The sequence below is a fragment of the Nocardia sp. NPDC056952 genome (assembly GCF_042674185.1).
Classification (GTDB): Bacteria; Actinomycetota; Actinomycetes; order Mycobacteriales; family Mycobacteriaceae; genus Nocardia.
Map to the genome: position 1 here is coordinate 37985 of NZ_JBHURA010000013.1, position 19514 is coordinate 57498.

The 19514-nt window shown below is 68.8% G+C and carries 18 protein-coding genes; 8 read left to right on the plus strand and 10 right to left on the minus strand.

Annotated elements, in window-relative coordinates:
* Positions 1-142 precede the first annotated feature (142 nt).
* The 4 genes from ACFTS5_RS30620 to ACFTS5_RS30635 form a co-directional block, all read right to left on the minus strand.
* Positions 143-679 (minus strand): ferritin, encoded by a 537-nt coding sequence (locus tag ACFTS5_RS30620; RefSeq protein ID WP_378637848.1) that lies wholly within the window; start codon positions 677-679, stop codon positions 143-145.
* Positions 680-688: 9 nt separating this feature from the next.
* Positions 689-2086 (minus strand): LCP family protein, encoded by a 1398-nt coding sequence (locus tag ACFTS5_RS30625; RefSeq protein WP_378638098.1) that lies wholly within the window; start codon positions 2084-2086, stop codon positions 689-691.
* A 167-nt stretch (positions 2087-2253) separates the two neighbouring features.
* Complete coding sequence (locus ACFTS5_RS30630) at positions 2254-3030, minus strand: type II CAAX prenyl endopeptidase Rce1 family protein (RefSeq protein ID WP_378637851.1); 777 nt, start codon at positions 3028-3030, stop codon at positions 2254-2256.
* Positions 3031-3220: 190 nt separating this feature from the next.
* Positions 3221-3982 (minus strand): DUF2470 domain-containing protein, encoded by a 762-nt coding sequence (locus tag ACFTS5_RS30635; protein WP_378637853.1) that lies wholly within the window; start codon positions 3980-3982, stop codon positions 3221-3223.
* Positions 3983-4083: 101 nt separating this feature from the next.
* Here ACFTS5_RS30635 and ACFTS5_RS30640 point away from each other — a divergent pair, with 101 nt between their 5' ends.
* The 3 genes from ACFTS5_RS30640 to ACFTS5_RS30650 are packed head-to-tail and all read left to right on the plus strand — an operon-like array spanning position 4084 to position 6126.
* Positions 4084-4506 (plus strand): hypothetical protein, encoded by a 423-nt coding sequence (locus ACFTS5_RS30640; RefSeq protein WP_378637855.1) that lies wholly within the window; start codon positions 4084-4086, stop codon positions 4504-4506.
* A gap of 40 nt (positions 4507-4546) precedes the next feature.
* Positions 4547-5461, plus strand: coding sequence for a prephenate dehydratase (gene pheA / locus ACFTS5_RS30645; RefSeq protein WP_378637857.1), 915 nt, complete (start codon positions 4547-4549; stop codon positions 5459-5461).
* Positions 5458-6126 (plus strand): histidine phosphatase family protein, encoded by a 669-nt coding sequence (locus ACFTS5_RS30650; protein WP_378637859.1) that lies wholly within the window; start codon positions 5458-5460, stop codon positions 6124-6126. Before pheA ends, ACFTS5_RS30650 begins: the two co-directional genes overlap by 4 nt.
* A gap of 73 nt (positions 6127-6199) precedes the next feature.
* Here ACFTS5_RS30650 and ACFTS5_RS30655 read toward each other — a convergent pair whose 3' ends face one another.
* From ACFTS5_RS30655 to ACFTS5_RS30680, 6 genes are all read right to left on the minus strand, one after another.
* On the minus strand, positions 6200-7036 hold the full coding sequence (locus tag ACFTS5_RS30655; RefSeq protein ID WP_378637862.1) for an ESX secretion-associated protein EspG: 837 nt from the start codon (positions 7034-7036) through the stop codon (positions 6200-6202).
* Entirely contained in the window at positions 7033-8154 is a 1122-nt protein-coding gene (locus tag ACFTS5_RS30660) for a PPE family protein (protein WP_378637864.1), read from the minus strand. Before ACFTS5_RS30660 ends, ACFTS5_RS30655 begins: the two co-directional genes overlap by 4 nt.
* 46 nt (positions 8155-8200) lie before the next feature.
* Complete coding sequence (locus tag ACFTS5_RS30665; protein WP_378637867.1) at positions 8201-8512, minus strand: PE family protein; 312 nt, start codon at positions 8510-8512, stop codon at positions 8201-8203.
* Between the two features lie 109 nt (positions 8513-8621).
* Positions 8622-8960, minus strand: coding sequence for a metallopeptidase family protein (locus ACFTS5_RS30670; RefSeq protein ID WP_378638101.1), 339 nt, complete (start codon positions 8958-8960; stop codon positions 8622-8624).
* A 14-nt stretch (positions 8961-8974) separates the two neighbouring features.
* Positions 8975-10042: a septum formation family protein gene (locus ACFTS5_RS30675; RefSeq protein WP_378637869.1), complete on the minus strand. Its 1068-nt coding sequence runs from the start codon at positions 10040-10042 to the stop codon at positions 8975-8977.
* Positions 10043-10078: 36 nt separating this feature from the next.
* Positions 10079-11761, minus strand: a complete 1683-nt coding sequence (locus ACFTS5_RS30680; protein ID WP_378637872.1) for an aldehyde dehydrogenase family protein — start codon at positions 11759-11761, stop codon at positions 10079-10081.
* A 55-nt stretch (positions 11762-11816) separates the two neighbouring features.
* Between ACFTS5_RS30680 and serS the strand changes: the two genes are divergently transcribed.
* The 5 genes from serS (at position 11817) to ACFTS5_RS30705 (ending at position 19441) form a co-directional block, all read left to right on the plus strand.
* The gene (gene serS / locus ACFTS5_RS30685) at positions 11817-13073 is read left to right on the plus strand and encodes a serine--tRNA ligase (RefSeq protein WP_378637875.1); all 1257 of its coding nucleotides are present in this window, start codon (positions 11817-11819) and stop codon (positions 13071-13073) included.
* 77 nt (positions 13074-13150) lie between these two features.
* Complete coding sequence (locus ACFTS5_RS30690) at positions 13151-14983, plus strand: putative bifunctional diguanylate cyclase/phosphodiesterase (protein WP_378637876.1); 1833 nt, start codon at positions 13151-13153, stop codon at positions 14981-14983.
* A gap of 88 nt (positions 14984-15071) precedes the next feature.
* Positions 15072-16433: an MFS transporter gene (locus tag ACFTS5_RS30695; RefSeq protein ID WP_378637879.1), complete on the plus strand. Its 1362-nt coding sequence runs from the start codon at positions 15072-15074 to the stop codon at positions 16431-16433.
* A 110-nt stretch (positions 16434-16543) separates the two neighbouring features.
* The gene (locus tag ACFTS5_RS30700; RefSeq protein ID WP_378637882.1) at positions 16544-17449 is read left to right on the plus strand and encodes a DMT family transporter; all 906 of its coding nucleotides are present in this window, start codon (positions 16544-16546) and stop codon (positions 17447-17449) included.
* A gap of 96 nt (positions 17450-17545) precedes the next feature.
* The gene (locus ACFTS5_RS30705) at positions 17546-19441 is read left to right on the plus strand and encodes a protein kinase (protein WP_378637884.1); all 1896 of its coding nucleotides are present in this window, start codon (positions 17546-17548) and stop codon (positions 19439-19441) included.
* Positions 19442-19514: the final 73 nt, after the last annotated feature.

The following is a 19514-nucleotide window of genomic DNA, read 5'->3' on the forward strand; positions in this document are numbered from 1 at the left end:
GGCGGCAACATTAATGCTGGTCATAGGGGGTTGTCATCCAAGTGCAGCCTTATTGAGGGCAGTATTCCCTAACCAAGTATTTCCTAATAAACGCCGATGTGCAGCCATTTCTGGGCAGCGCACGGCCGCCGCGCAGGCGAGGCTATCCCGTACTCGCGCCTGCCATTCGGGGTGCCGTGGTGTCGACGCGTACCGCGCCGCGCAGTTCACGGCGGATGAATTCCTCGACGTCGAACAGGTTGTCCTGCCGGTCGAGCACAGTGAGCAGCGTGGTCATTCCGGCGACATCGTCGACTTGCTCGCCCAGGAACCACTGCATGAATTGCTCGCCGAGAAAATCATTGGTGTCACGCGCGGCCGCTGCGAGCGCGCTGATCTGCGCGGTGGTGACCCGTTCACGGTCGAGCAGAAAGGCGATCGCGGCGCGCGGGGAATCGAATTCCGAACGCACTTCGTCGAGCCCGCCGATGCTGATCGGCACGTCGCGGTCGAGGAGGTACTGCACCATGCGCATCGCGTGCCCGTGGTTGGCCGTCGAACGCGCGTAGGTCTGCCCGGCCAGCTCGGGTAAATCCTGCGCGTCGAAATAGACGGCGGCGGCCAGATACTGATGAGCCGTGGTCAGACCGGCTCTGACCTGGTCGCGCAAGAGTTCGGTGAACGACAGGTTCTCGGGCATACCTCGACGTTACCGCGTCAGCAGCTCCTCCGGGATCTGCTGATCGGTGGCGAGCGCCTCGAAGAACCCGGAGGCCTTCGACTTGTCCCAGAGCAACACATTGCCCACGTCGGTGTCGTCGAATCCGCCGATCGGGACGCTGGTGGTGACGGTGTCGCCGCGCATCGCCCAGCCGAGCGCGGCCAGGTTCCAGATGTGGTCACCATCGTCGACCTTCAGCGAACCCGCGACCCCGGTTGCCATCGGCCACAAGGCGAACGGATTGGCGAGGGTGCCCATGCCCGTCGCCTTCTTCAGCAGCGCCGCCATGAACATCCGCTGGCGGTTCATCCGGTCGACATCGGCGGTCGGGGTCGCGCGGGTGCGCACGAATCCGAGGGCCTGCGGGCCGGACAGTTTCTGGCAACCCGCGGCCAGGTCGAGCCCGGCCAGCGGGTCGTCGATCGGCTCGTCCAGGCACATCTCGATCCCGCCGATCGCGTCGACCACGCTCGCGAAACCACCGAAACCGATCTGCGCGTAGTGGTCGATTCGGACTCCCGTGGCTTCCTCCACCGTCTGGACCAGCAGCGGAGCGCCGCCGAGCGCGAATGACGCGTTCAGCTTGTCCTTGCCGTGGCCGGGAATGTTCACGTAGGAGTCGCGCGGGAGGCTCACCATCGTGGTCGGGCCGGAGGACGGGATGTGCACCATCATGATCGTGTCGGTACGTTCGGGCCCGGTGTCGCCGCCGGTCGCGAGTTCCTGTTCCTGCTCGGTCGAGAGGTCACCGCGGCCGTCGGAGCCGACGAGCAGCCAGTTGGTGCCCGGGGTATTGCTGACGCGGTCGCTGTAGGAGGGCAGTGCGGTGATGCGGGTCAGCGAGTTGTCCAGGTGCACGACCGCGGCGATGAGGCCGACGATCAGCAGCACGACGATCAGCGTGAACCACCGGAACGGATGACGTTTGCGCCTGCGCCGCGGCGGCCGCGGCTGCCTGCCCGCGTCGATCGGCGGGGGAGTGCGGCGGGGTGGCAGCGCGTCGTGATGGGGGACCGGCCGCTGGGTCGGCGCGTGTCTGACCTGCTCACGACGTGGTGGCGGCGGTGGTGGCTGACGCGGCTTCTCGCGCTCGTACGGCATCTGCGAGTAGGCCAGCGGCTGGTCGCCGGAGTTGCCGCGGTGCAGCACCTGGGTGGGTTCCACGTGCGATGCGCCGCGGCGGGGCGCCGGGTTGTAGCGCACAGTCGGCCCGTCCTCGGGATTCGGGCGGCGATCGCCGCCGGGCGGACGGCCATAGCGCGGATCGGGCGGCATCGCGCGGCCGGGCGGCGGCACAGGACGACCTGGTGGGGGCACCGCGGGGCGGCCGGACGCCGGCGGCACCCGGCGTCTACGGGGGTCCTCGCGGGGATCGTCGCCGTTCATCACCGTCAAACTCTACTGATCGTGGAGAGCGCGAGTCGGTTCTGCGCGCTCGGTTACTACTGGGATACCCCGTCGGCGGGCCACTGTTAGCGCGAAACGCGGTGATGTGGTGAAACTCGCCGCGACACGCCGTCCGCATCAGTGAACGGGCACGTTGCCGGTGCGTCTCACGGCAGCCAGCCGACGCGTCCGCGCAGCACGTTGTAGCCGAGGTAGGCGACAGCGTCGATCGTCGCGTGGGCCAGGATCAGCGGCCACAGGCGGTTGGTCCGCTGCCAGTAGCGGCCGAAGATCAGGCCCATCACGATATTGCCGAGGCCGCCGCCGATCCCCTGGTACAGGTGATAGCTGCCGCGCAACAGCGCCGAGGCGGCCAGCGACGAGTTCTCCGACCAGCCGAGCCTGCGCAGCCGGGTGATCAGATAACCCACGACCAGCACTTCCTCGGCCACGGAATTCGCACAGGCCGACAGGACCAGCACCGGCAGCCGCCACCAGTGCTCCGACAGCGAACTCGGCACGATGGTGACGCTCACCCCCATCGCGTGCGCGATCAGATACAGCGCGAGCCCCGGCACCCCGATCACCGCGGCCAGCACCAGACCCGCCACGACATCGCCGCGCCGGATCCGCGCCAGCCCGATCATTTTCGGCCCGATCCCGCTGCGCCACAACAGATACAGTCCCAGCGCGGCCCACGCCAGCAGCCGGGTCACCCCGACGAGCTGGAACAGCAGATCGAGGAACGAGTTGTTCGACCGCGACGCGTTCAACGCGACCGTGCGTCCGCCGACCCCACCCGGCGACAACGCCGAATCGAGCAGGGACAGACCGGCACTGATCCCACTCAACCCGAAGGTCACGAGCAGAACGATCGCGATCTCGACTCGCAGCCCGAACCTGTCCCGTTCGCTCAGCGGGGCCTGGGGAGGATCGACACGCATGCGCGCAGTGTAAGCAGCGAACGCGTCGCAGCAGGTTCCCGCCGAGCCCGGCAACCCGAAGTGAGACGCACCCCCACCCCGAGCCCCAACGCAGAACCCCACACAGCCTGGGCCGGGTGATCCTGATGTGTCTCTACCAAAGGAGCCTCCAGGGCCCCGCTCGAGCGCGCCAGCGCTCCAAAATCACAAATCAGATGCGGCGCAGACCATTCAAGAACGGGCAGCCGGCCAGCACGCGCACCGCGCGGCTCAGCGACTCGATGTCGTCGGCCGGGGTGGGGAAGGGCAGCCGGACATCGTGGTCGCCGTCGTTGCTCTCGACCCGGAGCGTGAGCCCGTAGCGGTCGATGGCCAGTGGATGCACCAGCCCGCCCCGCAGCCGAGTCGGCAGGTGGCGGGCCAGCTGGGCGACCACGTCGGCGTGATCCTCGGACATGTGTTGCAGCCAGGCGCTTTCCAGCTCGCAGAACGGATCTGCCGTGGCGGCGCGCAGGTCGGCGTGGTCGACGGATTCGGCGCCGGCGGTGTCGGCCAGTACCGCCGAGTTCACCACGATCCGCAGCAGCGTGACGCCGTGCCCGACATCGAGCAGACCTGGATGCGGGTACTCCTTGGCGATTTCGATGGCGAGCGCGCGCTGCGCCTGCTCCGGTACCTGGCGCACCCAACCGCGCAACCACACCAGCGCCCTGACCGGCTCGCGCAGCGGCAGGGGAGCGTGATCGGTGAGTTCGAGGACCGCCGAGGTCTCGTTGGCCGTGGCGGCCAGCGCGGCCGCGAGTGAGGACCCGGGCACCGCGATCACCGCGTCGCCGCAACGGCGCAGGTGATGCAGCGTGGTGGGAACCGGGTCGATCCCGGGGAGCGCGAGCACCGCAGTCTCGGCATGAGCGCACGCACTTCGCACCCGCTCGGCGGTGGTCGGCGCGAGGATCGTGGTGGGGCTCGACATGACAACCTCCGCGAACGTTTGATTAGGTAAACCTAAGCTAAGTTACAAACGCCCGACACGCAAGAGGACACCCCGATGAATCGAGCCGATACGGTGGACGGATGACGCACGACGACCACGGCGACGACCATTCCGCCCCCGCCGAACCCGTCCTGCTGAACCTGTCGGCCCCCGCCCGCCGCAGCCTCGTGGCCGACCTGGTCCGGCCCGACGGCAGTTCCCCCACCCCCGTGGACGTCGACATCCCCGACCCCGACCTCACCGCCTTCCTGGCCGGCATCGCCCACGCCGACCACGGCTTCGTCGCCCGCACCACCAGCGGCCCCCGCGCCCTGGCGATCGTCGCGGGCACCGTGGCCGCCCTCTGCGGCGAAGACATCCCCACCGCCCTCAGCACCCCCGACCTCCCCTTCCTCAAATCCCTGAAACCCGCCGCTATCGAGGCCACCCGCACCGTCCTGCTGGCCATCGAAACCCCCGACGAACAGGCCGTCGCCGAAGCCCTGCGCGTCCTGGATTCCTGAGGCGGGCCGCCCACGGCGGCAGTCCAGCTAATCTTTCTGTGTGCCGTCTATAGCGTATTTCGGGCCGTCCGGGACCTTCACCGAGATGGCTTTGGTCAAGTTCGAGAACTTGGGGGCCTTCGACGGGCCGGTCGAGCGGATTGCCGCGCCCAGTCAAGGGGCGGCGCTCGACCTGATCCGGACCGGCGAGGTCGACGGGGCAGTGGTGCCGATCGAGAGTTCGGTCGAGGGCTCGATCCCGGCGACCCTGGATTCCCTCGCCATCGGACCGCGCTTGCAGATCATGGCCGAAACCGAGCTCGAGGTCACCTTCACGATCCTGGCGCGACCCGGCACCTCGCTGGCGGATGTGCGCACACTCGCCGCCTATCCCGTGGCGGCGGCGCAGGTCAGGGAGTGGGTGGCCCGGAACATGCCGCAGGCGCGCCCGTTCACCTCGGCGTCCAACGCGGCCGCCGCCGAAGACGTGGCCGCGGGCACCGCGGACGCCGCGATCTCGACCGCGCTGGCGGGCGAACGACTCGGCCTGCAGACCCTGGCCGCGGGCGTGGCCGACCACGACCAGGCCATCACCCGCTTCGTGCTGGTCACCCAGCCGGGCATCGCCCCCGCCGCCACCGGTGCCGACCGAACCTCCGTTGTTCTCGAACTGCCCAACGAGCCCGGTTCGCTGATGCGCGCGTTCGCCGAATTCGCCACGCGCGGGGTCGATCTCACGCGCATCGAATCGCGTCCGACCCGCACCGGCATGGGCACCTACCGGTTCTATCTCGACTGTGTCGGACACATCGACGACCCGGCGGTAGCGGAAACTCTGAAGGCCCTGCATCGCACGACCCATGTCCGCTTCCTCGGATCATGGCCCGCGACAGCGGCAGTCGGCACGCCTCCGCCGTCGGACGAACCGGCGGCAGAATGGTTGACGCAATTGCGAAAGGGGGTCGCGGACCTATGACTACCCGCGCGAAACTGATTCTGGTGCGCCACGGCGAGACCGAGGGCAATGTCGCGAAGATCCTCGACACCGCCGTGCCCGGCCTGCCGCTGACCGAACGTGGTGTGGCGCAGGCGAAAGCGTTCGGCGCGGGCCTGGAGCGCGCGCCCCAGGTGCTGGTGTCGTCGGACGCGTTGCGCGCCCGACAGACCGCGAGCCATATCGAAGAAGCCACCGGCACACCGGCTTACGTCCTCGACGGCCTGTACGAGGTGCAGGTGGGCGATCTGCACGGCCGCTCCGACCGGGAAGCGCACGAACTCTTCCAGCAGATCTATCGCGGCTGGCACCTCGGCGAACTCGACGTGAGAGCCCCCGGCGGCGAATCCGGCCACGAAGTGCTGGCCCGCATCCTGCCCGTCCTCGACGGCCTGCGCGAGGAATTCCTGACCCCCGACGCCGACGCTGACGTAGTGGTGGTGAACCACGGCGCCGCCATGCGCCTGGTCGGCAAGGCGCTGGCCGGGGTGGCGCCGCCGTTCACAACGAACAACCACCTCGACAACACCGAGACCATCGAACTGCTCCCCACCGAAGACGGCGGCTGGGAATGCCTACGCTGGGGCAAATTCACCCCACCGTTCACCATCAAAGCCGACTCCTCCGCCGACGACCCCATGGGTTAAACGCTCCGGCTGCGCCTACGGTTTACGGCTGAGTTGTGGGGGCGTTTGGTGGGGGCGGTCGCGGTGGGTGGGCTTACGCCGGGTTAGCGGCTGCCGCGGTAGGGAATTCGGTGCGGACCGGGAGGGACTCGATGAGGTCGGCTACCGCGGTGCGGAGGCGGGCGTTGGTGCCGCTGGCGATGGACGACCACTTCACGCCGTCGTCGGCGACGCTGGCGGTGATGATGAATCTGCCTGCGCGCGTGTTGAAGACGGCGATGTGGTTGTCCTGGATATCGCGGGTGCCGTCGCCGTAGGCCACGCCGACGATCTCGGCGTAGGAGTGGATCTCCACCAGTGCCGAGGCCAGTACCTGTGCGTCGGTGGCCGGATTGCCCACCTCGGCCAGGCGTTTCGTCGTGGCGGCCGCGTCGCCGGTGTCGCCGAAGATCGGCGCCAATTGGTCGGTGGGAGCGTTCATCCCGTACAGCTCGAGCGCTTCGACCGGCCCGAGCGCCTGCAGCACCGCGCCGGGCAGATCGAGCCCGGCGTCGTCGATGACGTAGGACTGCGGCCCGCGCAGGGCGACGACCGCGCGGTCGTCGCCCTGCGCCAGACAGAATCGGTTGACCTGGCCGGCCACCACCCACCGCAGCGCGATGATCCACTGCGGCCGGTAGAGCACCCGCAGCCGTTCGGCGAGCTCGGGTGCCACCACCTGGCCGAACAGCAGCTCGCGTTCGGCCAGGGCGGCCTGTGCCACATTCATGGCGGCGTCGTGCGCGGTGACGTTGTCATAGCGGCCCATGGCGTCGAGCACCACGGGCATCTCGTCGAACTCCAGTTTCTCCAGGAGGAACTGCATGTCGTCGAGCGAGAGCACGACGGCGCCGAGCAGCGAACCTCCGCTGCCCGTGCCGAGAACCGTCACTTGGCCGTTCCGGCGAGGTCGGCGCCGATCACGCCTTCGGCCGCGTAGCGACCGTCGGTGAACTCGTCGGAGCGCACGTAGTCGACGCCATCGTGCTCGTCGTCTTCCTCGCCCTTCTGCCGGTTGCCCATCAGCGGGTTGGCGCCGCTGTTGGCATTGCGCACGGGGGCGCTTTCGACCCGGTTGACGACCGACTCCGAGACCGGCGCGCTCGCTGACGCGTTCGCGGCGGGCGCACCCCAGCCCTCGGGCAGCTTCAGCGACCCCGCGCTGACGCCACCGAGACCGGCCGAGGTGGTGGCCATGCCACCCACCGCGGCGCCGGCGGCCCCCACACCCGTCATGACGGGCGCGGCGGCGGTGCCCGCGGGCACGGTGGCCGTGGCCGCCGAGATCGCGGAAGCGCCGATGTTGCCGACCGTGCTGACGCCGCCGGTGAGTACGCCACCCGCGGTGTTGGCCGCCTGGGTGGCCGCGCTGACCACACCGGGGTTGGTGACGAAGGCCTGCGCCGCGGCCGCCGCGGTCTGCAGCGGATCGCCGCCACCGAAGTCGCCCTGCGAGGCGGAGCCCGCACCGCTGGCGATGGCAGGCGGCATGGTGAACTCGCTGGGGATGGCGACGGTGGCCGACGTGGCGGCCTCGTAGGTCTCCATCACCAGCGCGGCGCGGATGTCCATGGCATGGCGCGCGACTTCGGCGACCTCGAAGGCGCCGGAGACGACACCGGGCGGGTTGGCCGACGCGGCCACCGCGGCGTTGGTGCCGACGATCTCGGGCAGGCTCGGCATCGCGATCGACGCGACGGTGTACGCGGTGGCGTTGGCCGCGCACTTCGCACTGATCGCCGCGGACGCGATGCCCTGCTGGCTGGCCCAGCCCGCGAACGGCGCCAGACGAGCGAGCACGGCGATGCCGTTGACACCCTGGAGGCCGACCCCGACTTCGGCGATCACGCGCGTGATGGTGAAGGCGGCGTCGCCCCACGCGGCCGCCAGCGTGCCCCACGAGGTGGCGGCGGCGCTGATCGGGATCGCGTGTGCGCCCGCGTTGAGGGTGGTGGAGTTGACTTCGGCCATACGAGGCAGCCAGAACACCCCGGTGATCCCTGCGGTCATGCTTGTTTCTCCCCTGAGTAAATGATCGTCGACAGGATCGGTGCGACTACACCTGGACGGCGTTGATCGTCGCCGCGCGAGCCACGTCTTCCCCGATATGAGTGGTCAGCTGCGAGCGCAGGGTCGCGGCCGCGTGGTGCAGCTCGAGGATCGCCTGGGCGACCGAACCGTCGTGCTTGCCCGCCGCGGTGTTGAAGTGGGTCGCCGCGAGCAGCGATACCTCTTCGGCGCCGGAAGGCAGCACGTGCGTGGTCGGCCCGGCGAGCCCGGCCGCGATGGCGAGGCGCTCGGCGAGCAGATCCAACTCCGCGGATGCGGCGAGGACGATTTCAGGTGCAACGAGAACGTGTCCAACCATGACCCGACTCCTTCTGGTGGCGGCTATCGGGAACCACGAGAATTCCCCCTACGAGTACTAGGACGCGAGAGCGGTTCATTCGGTTCCATCGATTCCCCACCCAGTTTCGCTAACCCCATCCCAGCTCATGCAACCGGTCGTCGTCAATCCCGAAATGGTGTGCTATTTCATGGATCACGGTGATCGCGACTTCTTCGACCACCTCGTCGTCGCTGTTGCAGATGTCGAGAATAGCTTCTCGATAGATCGTGATCGTATCCGGCAACGATCCGGCGTAGTAGCTGTCGCGCTCGGTGAGGGCGATGCCGTGGTACAGCCCGAGCAGCGACGGTTCCTCGTCGTTTCGGGGCTCTACCAGCACCACAACATTGTCTATGGCACTGGACAGTTCCGCCGGGATCTGGTCGAGGGCGTCACCGACCAACTCCTCGAAACGCCGCTCCGGCATCCGCTCGGACAACGTCACCTCGGCTGGGGCTGCGGCGGCAGCGGCGCGGCGCCCGGCAGCGGCGCCGGGGTGGAACGTCCGGTGTTGGGCGGGGGCACCGGGGCCTGTCCGTCGATCAGGATCTCGCCGCGGGCCGAGCCGACGATGGGCGCGAAACCCTCACGGTCGGCGCCTTTTCCGAGCCAGCAGTCCAATTTGTGGCTGCCGGCGAGCCAGCTGGCGGGCTCCAGATAGTCGAAGAACAGGGTGAGTGTCTTGTTGCGGATGGCATCGGGGCTGCCGAGGTAGTCGCCCGAGAGCCGATTGCATTCGGCCTCGACGAACTTGTCCTGATCGGCTTCCGACGGCGGTCCGCCGGTGAAGGCGGTGGCCAGGTCGACGGTGCCGACGATCTCCACCGAGTGCGGCTGGGCGCAGTCGACCGGGTCGGTGGGCAGGTTCTGATTGATGCCGAGGCAGGTGCCGGTGGCATGGATCTTGGACTGATCACTCTCGGCGAGGCTGCCGGTGGTGGCCGGGCTCGTGGCGGTGGCCGCGACCTGGACACCGCAGCGCAGAGTCCGGTCGCCGTGCTGCCAACCGGCCGGGCTCGGCGACATCACATTCACCATGAACTTGCCGCGCGGGTCGAACCGGCCGCCCAGGTATTTCTGGACGGCGGTCACGCAGTGCTCGTCGCGCAGCTCGGTCATGCGCAGCGAATCGGGGTGACGGGTGCCCTCGGCGAACTCACGCCCCGGATAGGCGCTGAGGTCGATGACACCCGCCACCTCGAAGAGGTGCTTGTCGCCGCAGCCCACCTTCACGAGGTCGCTGCGGTCGGGTTTGGACCAGGTCAGGCAGTCGCCCTGCGCCGCGCTGCTGAACTCTTTGTCACGCACCACCGGTTCGGCGCCGGGTTGGTGCGCTTCCACCTTGTCGGTGTCGAAGCCTGTCACGGCCATGGTGACCATGGCCGCGATGATCGCTCCGAGGGCGCCTATCAGCAGCCCCCAACGCAGTTTTGTCGCGGACAGGTGCAGGGCGCCGCCGCGACTGGGCGCGGCGGGTCCCTCGGCTGGGTTGCTCTGCTTCTTCGACATCGTCGACGAGTGTATTTGTCGCGGCGGACTGCCGGGTCAGCCCCGCAGAGCCGACACGAAGATGCCCGGTATGCGACGCAGTTTGCCGTCGCCGTAGAAATCGGTCAGCTTGCGGCCGGTGGAGGTGCCGGTCTTGTTCGAGACGAACCACGGCGGCTTCGGGGTGAGGGCGAATTCACCGCGCAGAATCGAACGCGGAGCGGGGCGGAAGGGGCCGCGGACCACGGTGCGTTCGACATCGTCGAGGAGGAAGGCGTTGTGTACGACGCCGATGCCGCTCTGGATGTCGTCGATGGTGTGGCCGGGGTAGGCGCCCCAGCTGGCGCGCGGCGTCAGGAACGCGAGACCGGTCCAGGCGTTGAGCGCGACGGTGCCGTAGCGCAGGTTCTCGATCGCGGTGTCGAGTGTCGTGCCGAGCTCGGTGATGGTCGCGGGGTCGGCGATGATGTTGGCGCCGAGCGTGCCCATCAGCTCCTCATTGGCGAAGTCGACCGCGTTGCCGAGGAACTCGGCCCCGGCGCCGGGGAGCTCGACCACGCCGAGCACCGGCGAGAAGTACTCGGTGCGCAGCAGCGGAGTGTCGCCGGCGGGCAGGTTCTCGACCAGGAGGCGGCCGTTGGCGCGAGCGGCGTCGGGGTAGCTCGCCAGCGCGCCCGCCACGCGGTTGTCGCTGCCCGGGTAGTAGGCGGTGCGTGCGGGAGCGTTGTCGATCGCGGCGCGCAGTTCGGTGAGGAACTGCTCCTTGAGCGGCCAGTCCGCGGCGAGCACCACGGTCTGCGCGGCGACGCAGTTGTAGCCGCCGTTGTGCAGGCGCTGGGTGGCCACGTGCTCGGCCTGGAACTTCAGGTCGGCGGCCGACCACTCACCGGGTACCACGATGCACGGCGCGACACCGCCGAGCTCGCTGGTGATCGGCTTGTCCAGGATGGGTTCGCCGGACTTGTCGGCGCTCTGACCCCAGACGATCGCGTCGTGGGTCGGCGCGCCGCCGGTCATGTGCACGTGCGCGACCAGCGGATGGTTCACCAGGTAGCCGCCCTCGGGGGCTCCGCCGGTGAGGATGCGGACCACCCCGAGCTCGATGAACGGCGCGAAGATCGCCTGGAACACCGGCAGCAGCGGATCGGTGATCGGGTTGAGCTTGAGCGCCACGACGCGGTTGTTGGCGTAGAGCTCGTAGAGGGTGTCCAGCGGCGCGATCGACATGATGTTGCCCGCGCCCAGCACCGCGCCCACACCGTTGGTCTTGGCGGGGTCGCGCTGGGCCAGTCCGGCCTTGCGGCGCGCGGTCGCGGCATCGACGCCGGGCTTGAGCCACACGTCGGCGCTGAACCCGCTCAGCAGCAGCTTGTCGTAGACGCCGTGCGGCAGCGCGGGCACCGCCACCCGGCCGCCGGGGGCGGTGGTGAGGTCGACACCGTCGATCGGGCTCGCGCCCTTCTCGAGCGCCGCCATCGACTCGCTCAGCGCCTGCGCGCCCGCGAGCATCGTCATCGGGCCCGACATCCACTCCTCGCCGAGCAGCGGGCTGTCGGCGTCGAGTTTCTTGATGGTGCGGGCGGCGGCGACCCAGGCCTCGGCGTCGCGGGCGGTGAGCGCGTGCAGTTCGTCGAGCAGTTCGCGGCGGCGACGCAGGTCGGTCGCGGCCCAGGTCTTTTCCCCTTGGGTGAGATCGGCGAGCGCGGTATCGATGACGGCGGTGTCGAAAGAGGTACTCACACCGCAACTATGCCCCTGTGCTGCCCGATTGGCACTTCAACTAGGCTGTTTTCTCATGATCGACCTCCGATTCCTGCGCGAGAACCCGGAAGCCGTCCGTGCCTCGCAGCGGACCCGCGGTGAGGACCCCGCGCTCGTCGACGCCCTGCTCGAAGCCGACGCCGCGCGCCGGGCCGCCGTGGCCACCGCCGACAACCTGCGCGCCGAACACAAGGCCATGGGCAAGGTGATCGGCAAGGCGAGCAAAGATGAGCGCCCCGCGCTGCTGGCCGCCGCCACCGACATGTCCACCAAGGTCAAAGAGGCCGAACTCGCCGAGAACGCCGCCGACGCCGAACTCGACGCGGCGCAGCGCGCCATCTCCAATGTCGTGCAGGACGGCGCGCCCGCGGGCGGCGAGGACGACTATGTCGTGCTCGAAACCGTCGGCACCCCACCGGTTTTCGACTTCGAGCCCAAGGATCATCTCGAGCTCGGCGAGTCGCTGCACCTGTTCGACATGGAACGTGGCGCCAAGGTGTCGGGCTCGCGGTTCTACTTCATGACCGGCTACGGCGCGTTGCTGCAGATGGGTCTGCTGCAGCTGGCCGCGCAGAAAGCCGTGGCCAACGGGTTCACCATGATGATCCCGCCGGTGCTCGTGCGACCGGAGATCATGGCGGGAACCGGGTTCCTCGGTCAGCACTCGGCCGAGGTCTACCACCTCGAGGAGGACGACCTCTACCTCGTCGGGACCTCGGAGGTGCCGCTGGCCGGCTACCACTCCGACGAGATCCTCGATCTGAGCGTGGGCCCGAAGCGCTATGCGGGCTGGTCGTCGTGCTTCCGCCGCGAGGCCGGTAGCTACGGCAAGGACACCCGCGGCATCATCCGCGTGCACCAGTTCGACAAGGTCGAGATGTTCGTCTACACCACCCCTGAGCAGGCCGATGCCGAGCATCAGCGGCTGCTGGCCTGGGAGCGCGAGATGCTGGCCGCCATCGATGTGCCCTACCGGGTGATCGACGTGGCGGGTGGCGACCTGGGTAGCTCGGCGGCGCGCAAATTCGACTGCGAGGCCTGGGTGCCCACTCAGCAGACCTACCGCGAACTCACCTCCACCTCGAACTGCACCACCTTCCAGGCGCGCAGGCTCTCGGTCCGCTACCGCGACGAGAACGGGAAAGCGCAGATCGCGGCCACGTTGAACGGCACTTTGGCCACTACGCGCTGGATCGTGGCGATCCTGGAGAACCACCAGCAGGCCGACGGTTCGGTGCGGGTGCCCGAGGCGCTGGTCCCATTCGTGGGTACCGATATCCTGAAGCCGTAAGATGCTCAGTGTTTGCTGGCGACCCATTTGTCGGATGTGGCAAACACCCTGACCCATCAACATCTAGGCTGGTGCACGTGCGAGGAATCGGGGCGCGCGGCGATACCCGAACCCGGGTGCGGGCGGCATCGGCGTTGGCGACGGCAAAAGTCATGGCCAGGACAACGGGGGCGTTCTACGTTCTCGGTGGTGTCCTCGGCCTGATGATCACTGCCGTCGCGCCGGGCGACGACGGCAATCGCGCCGTGGTCGGCACCGCGGCGGCGATCTCGGTGGTGCTCGGCCTCACGCTGCTCGCGTGGGGCCCGCGGATGCCGCACGGCCTGCACCACGCCTACCTCGCCACCGCGGCGGTGCTCGTCGCCATCGCGGTCTACGACTTCCCCAACCTGGTCGGCGCCATCACGCTGGCCTCGTTCTTCGTCTTCGTCGCCTGCGACGCGGCGCTGTTCTTCGCCTGGACCCAGGCCGCCGCGCACATCGGTTTCGCGATGGTGCTGTGCCTGCTGGTGTTGCCCGCGCGCGGGTTGCCGTGGTGGTCCGGGCTCATCCCGGCCGGTGTCACCTTCGGCGCCGGCGTGGTGGTCGGCATCCTGACCAGGATGGCGTCCGAAGCCGATATCGACGTGCTCACCGGCCTGCTCAACCGGCGCGGTTTCGAGAAGCAGCTCAACCCGGCGATCGACGCGGCCGGTCGCGGCGGTCAGGGCATGGCCCTGGTGCTGGTCGACCTCGACCGATTCCAGAAGATCAACGATCACCTCGGCCACCGCGCGGGCGACGCCGTCCTGCAGCGGGTCGCCGATACCTGGCTCGACCTGCTCGCGCCCGGCCAGGTGCTGGCCCGCTTCGGCGGCGACGTGTTCGCGCTGCTGTTGCCCGGGACCACCGAGCAGGCCGCGATCCTGCTCACCGAACAACTGCGGGCCGCGGTGACCATGGGCTGCTCGGCCGGTGTCACCTCCTGGCAGCCGGGCGAGTCCGGTTCGCTGCTGGTCAGCCGTGCCGACGTGGGCCTGTACCGGGCCAAGCAGGCGGGCCGCAACCGCACGGTGCTGGAATCGTCGCGTCAGCTCCCGCTGGCGGTGGAACTGCGCGAGGCCATCGACCGCGGTGCGCTCGACGTGCACTACCAGCCGATTGTCAGCCTCACCGAGGACGGCGGCCAGGCGGTCGGCGTCGAGGCGCTGCTGCGCTGGTCGTCGAGCGCGCAGCCCGAGGTCACCACCGAGGGCCTGATCCGCGTCGCCGAGGAATACGACCTCATCTCCGACCTGGACGAGCTGGTTCTGCGCCGCGCCTGCGCCGACGCCGCCCGTCTGCAGGAGAGCTTCGCGTCGCTGAACCTCACCCTCAACGTGAACGTCTCCGGCCTCGAACTGGCCGAAACCGAATACGCCGAGCGGGTCGCGACCATCCTGTCCGATACCGGCTGGCCCGCAGACCAGCTCGTCCTCGAGGTGACCGAGAGCGAACTCGCCGCCGAATCCCAGACCGCGATCACCAACCTGCACACCCTGCGCGACCGTGGCGTGCGCATCGCCATCGACGATTTCGGCACCGGCTACTCCTCGCTGAGCCGCCTGGCCACCATCCCCAGCGACATCCTCAAGGTCGACCAGTCCTTCGTCGCCGCCATCCGCTCCGATTCCCCGGCCCCACCGCTGTTGAGCGTTATCGCCGCGCTCAGCAAATCGCTCGACCTGCAGGTCATCGCCGAGGGCGTGGAAACCGAATACCAGGCTGCCGTCCTCACCGAACTCGGCTTCGCCCTGGCCCAGGGCTACCACTACAGCGACTCGCACCCGGTCTCGGAGCTCATCAACGATCTCAACGACGGCCGGCCGCTGGTGAGCGCCACCGACGAGGACGATTCCCTCGCCGCCAACGGCTGGATCCCGCTCGGATAATCGCTTGACCCGACCGGTCGTGACGCGAACGATAGAGCCCATGCGGATGCTCGTCTACGGCTGTTGATCTTCCCCGCTCCGGCACGCGGTGGCCTGGTTGAGGCGTGAGCCGACCGGTGTCCGCGACCTCACGGTGCGCGCGGTCCTGTTCAAGGGCACCCGCGACCTGCTACCGATCTATGCCCTCTACGGCGTTCTCTTCGCCGATCACGGGCTGAGTACCGCACAGATCTCGCTGCTGCTGGCGATCTGGTCGGTGACCGCGTTCCTGCTCGAGGTTCCGTCGGGTGCGTGGGCCGACACGGTGTCGCGCCGACGTCTGCTCGTCCTGAGCTGTGTGTTGCAGGCCGCGTGTTTCATCCTCTGGATGCTGGTGCCGTCGTTCGTCGGCTTCGCGCTCGGCTTCCTGGTCTGGGGTATCGCGGGCGCACTGGAATCGGGAACTTTCGATGCGTTGATCTACGACGATCTGGTCGCGCGTGGTGAGCCGTCGGCCTATGCGCGAATCATGGGGTGGACCCGCGGCGCGCAGGAGAGCACCGTGCTCGTGGCGATCGTCGCCGCCGCACCGTTGTTCGCCGTCGGCGGTTATGCGCTGGTCGGCTGGGTCAGCGTCGGTGTCGGCCTCCTGCACACGCTGACCGCGCTGGCTCTGCCCAACGCGCCCGTCGCCATCTCCGCCACCGCTGTCGACGATCTCGACGACGAGCCCGCACCCGGACCGGTCGGCCCGCACGTCAAACCGGGAGCGGTGGCGCCGCAGGCGAGTTCGGACGGTTCCACCTCGTCGCGCTACCTCGCCATGCTCAAAACCGGCCTCTCCGAAGCACTGCACGTCCGCAGGGTGCGTCGAGGCGTGCTGCTCGGCGCACTCCTCTACGGCGTCACCGCCTTCGACGAATACTTCGGCTTGCTCGCGGTGTCCGGCGGCGCGTCGACCAGCACCTCGGCGCTGCTGGTCGGCGTCACCGTCGCGGGTTCGCTGATCGGTTCGCTGCTGGCGGGCCGCACCGAGGTCGTGTCGTCCCGCACGTTGGCCATCGCGCTGTTCGTCGCCGGAATCCTGTTCATCGCGGGCGCGTTGGCGGTCGGGGTGGCGGCGGGCCCTGCGCTGGTCTGGGTGGGATTCATCGGCATCGGCATCGCCTACGGCATCGACTTCAACGCCGAGGTCATCGCGGGCGCGCGGCTCCAGGATGCGATCGAGGGCCCGGCCAGGGCCACCGTCACCTCGGTGTCCGGGCTGCTCTCCGAGATCGTCGCGCTGGGTGTGTTCGCGTTCGTCGCGGTCGCGACGCAGTGGCTCGCGATGTCGACGACTATCGCGCTCCTCGGTTCGGTGTTGCTGGTCGCCGCCACGTTGACGCCGACCTGGCTGCCGCCGCGTCACGGCACCGAGCGTGGTAGGACTGAGAACGCAACCCCTGATCAAGGGGGAGAACCCGGGTAGCCTCCCGCCCACCTCGCACCAAGGACGCCCATTACGTGACGCCGACTGCCAACCGTCGAGGTCCCGGACGAGCGACGAGCTTCGCTGGCAGACGGAAGACCGTCGGGCTCGTGTTCGGGTTCGCCATCGGGGCGGGAGTCGCGGTACAGGGGCGGATCAACGGCGCGCTGGGTGCGCGGCTGGCCGACGGGATCGCGGCGGCCACCATCAGCTTCGGCACCGGGCTCATCGCGCTGCTGATCGCGTTCGCTGTCAGCCCGGCGCTGCGAGCGGGTGTCACCGAGGTGCGCGCGGCGGTGTCGGAGGGCAGGTTGGCGCCCTGGCAGTTGCTCGGCGGATTGTGCGGCGCGTTCTTCGTAGCGGCACAGGGACTCACCGTCGCGGCGATCGGCGTCACCGCGTTCACTGTCGCGGTGGTCGCGGGCCAACTCCTGAGCAGCCTCGTCGTCGACCGACTCGGCCTCGCCCCGAACGGCCGAACCCCGATCACCCCGTGGCGCCTCGTCGCGGCCGCCCTCGGCATCACCGGGGTCGTGCTCTCGGCAGGCGGCAGTGCCGCCCCGGCCACCGTCAGCACCGGCGTCCCGGACATCCCCGCCCTGCTCATCGTCCTGCCCGCCCTCGCGGGCATCGGTCTGGCCTGGCAACAGGCGGTCAACGGCCGGGTCGGCGCCACCGGCGGCCCCTTCACCGCCACCCTGCTCAACTTCGGTGTAGGTCTCACCGCGCTGCTCCTGCTCGACCTGTACACCCTCGCCACCACGGGCCTGCCCACCGAATTCCCCACCGACCTCTGGCTCTACACCGGCGGCTTGATCGGCGTCGCGTTCATCGCCCTGGCCGCCGTGACAGTCGGCTTGATCGGCGTTCTGCTGCTCGGACTCACCTCGGTGGCGGGCCAGCTGGTCGCGGCAATGGTGCTCGACGCCGCCGACGCGAGACTGTCGCTCACCACCGTCGTGAGCTGTGTGATCGTGCTGGCGGCGGTGGTGGTGGCGAGCCGCAGCAGTCGCTGACCCAGACGCCGAAATGCTAGGTTTCTGGCGAAGTGCGGCTGGAATCTCGGCCGTTCCGCCCGGTGCGGCGGAGAAGCGAGTTGGGGGAGTACCGAATTGATCGAGCCGCTGTCGACGAGTGACGCGCCGATGATCGGGCGCTATCGGGTGCGCGGTGTGCTCGGTGCGGGCGGGATGGGCCGGGTCGTCCTGGCGACGGGCCCCGACGGGCGCTTCGTCGCGATCAAGCAGATTCATTCGCATCTGCTCGACGATCGTGAATTCCGGGCGCGGTTCGAACGTGAAGTCGCCATCTCCGCCCGGGTGTCGGGGGCATTCACCGCCGCAGTGGTCGATTTCGAGACAACCGGCGAAACACCGTGGCTCGCATCGGTATTCATCGCAGGGGTCGAGCTGGACAAAGCGGTGCGTGAGCTGGGCCCACTGCCGGTCCCCGCGTTGCGCACCCTGGCTTCCGGCATGGCGTCCGCGCTGCACTCGATCCACAGCACCGGCCTGGTGCATCGAGATCTCAAGCCCGCCAACGTGATTCTGGCTGCGGACGGACCACGCGTGATCGACTTCGGTATCGCGCAGGCGGTCGGCACCGGGGCCGCGCTCACCGAAGTGGGTGCCGTGGTCGGCTCGCCCGCGTACATGTCACCGGAACAGGCGAACGGCGAACCGGTGACCTCCGCGAGCGACGTCTTCTCCCTCGGCTCGCTGCTGTGCATGGCCGCGACGGGAACGGCACCGTTCGCGGCGTCCTCCGCTCCCTACACCCTGTTCAACATCGTCCACAGCGAACCGCAACTCGACGATGTCCCCGCGCCGCTGCGCGACCTGATCGCGGGTTGTCTGCGCAAGGACCCGAGGGCCAGACCGACACCCGCGCAGATCTTGGACTACCTGGGAGTCCTGCCCGTTCAAGCGCAGCCGTGGCCCGCGCCCGTCCATGCCGAAATCGCGGCTCAGACACAGAAACTGGTCGCGCTGACCTCGGACCCCGAAGCGACCCAGATCATTCCGGCGTACACGCCGAGCTCACCGCCACCCGCCGAGGTGCCTGCTGAGAAGCGCCGGACCGCACTTCGGCTGGGAATCGTCGCGGCGATCGCGGTGGTGATCGCCAGCGCGCTCACCGCGGTTGTCCTGCGCGGCAACGACTCCGCGACAACGCCTGAGAACACGCCGCAGGCGATACCGACCGCGACGCTCCCCGGCCTGGACCAGCTACGTGGCACCGATGCGTGCACCTGGGTGCCGCAGGCGCTCGGACAGACCCTGCCCACCGAGGTCGCCGCGAAAGCCTCGCCGGATGTCTCGTCCTGGCGCTGGCAGGCGACGTCGAGTTGGGGATGCGACGGCAACTCGGGTGGCGCGCGCATCGCCGTCGAGATCGGTGCCGCGCTGGACGGATTCGAAGTCGGCAAGCAGGTGGTCAACGGTTACGCGATCGCCCGCCGCGGCGACGACTGCGCGTTCGCCATCGAGGGCGGCGAGCAAGCCGCGCGCTGGGGGATCATCGTCGACACCTTCGCGCGCACCGAATGCGGCCTCGCCGACCACGTCCTCGAGCGGCTCACCGCCTCGCTCGGCGAACTGCGTCCCGACGCCGCCGCGCAGAAGTCGCTGTCATCGGTGGATCCCTGCGCCCTGGTGGACAATTCGGCCTTCGCTGCCCTCGGCCCCGCCGTCGCGAAATCCGCGCACTCCTGCGAGTGGTTGGGTGATTCCACCGTGCGGATCACGTTGTCGCAGCCACGGCGCCGAGCGACCTCGATGGAGGAGAAGGTGATCGATATCGGCGACGGTGTGCTGGTCGAGGATCTCGGCAGCGTCATGCTGGGGTCGAACGAATGCCGCCGGGTGTATCAGTTCCGCAAGGTCGGCGAGACCTTCCGCGAGGATGTCGAAGTGTCGGTCAGCAACCCGAACCAGCGCGATGGACAACTCTGCGCGATCGCCGATCCGCTCGTGAAGCAGGCGGTCGGACGGTTGCCCGCGCGGTAGCGGCGCCGAACTCGCAGGTGATAGTTTCACGGCAGAGTTCGGGAGGGGCCTGGCGTTCGACGCTGCGGTCGGA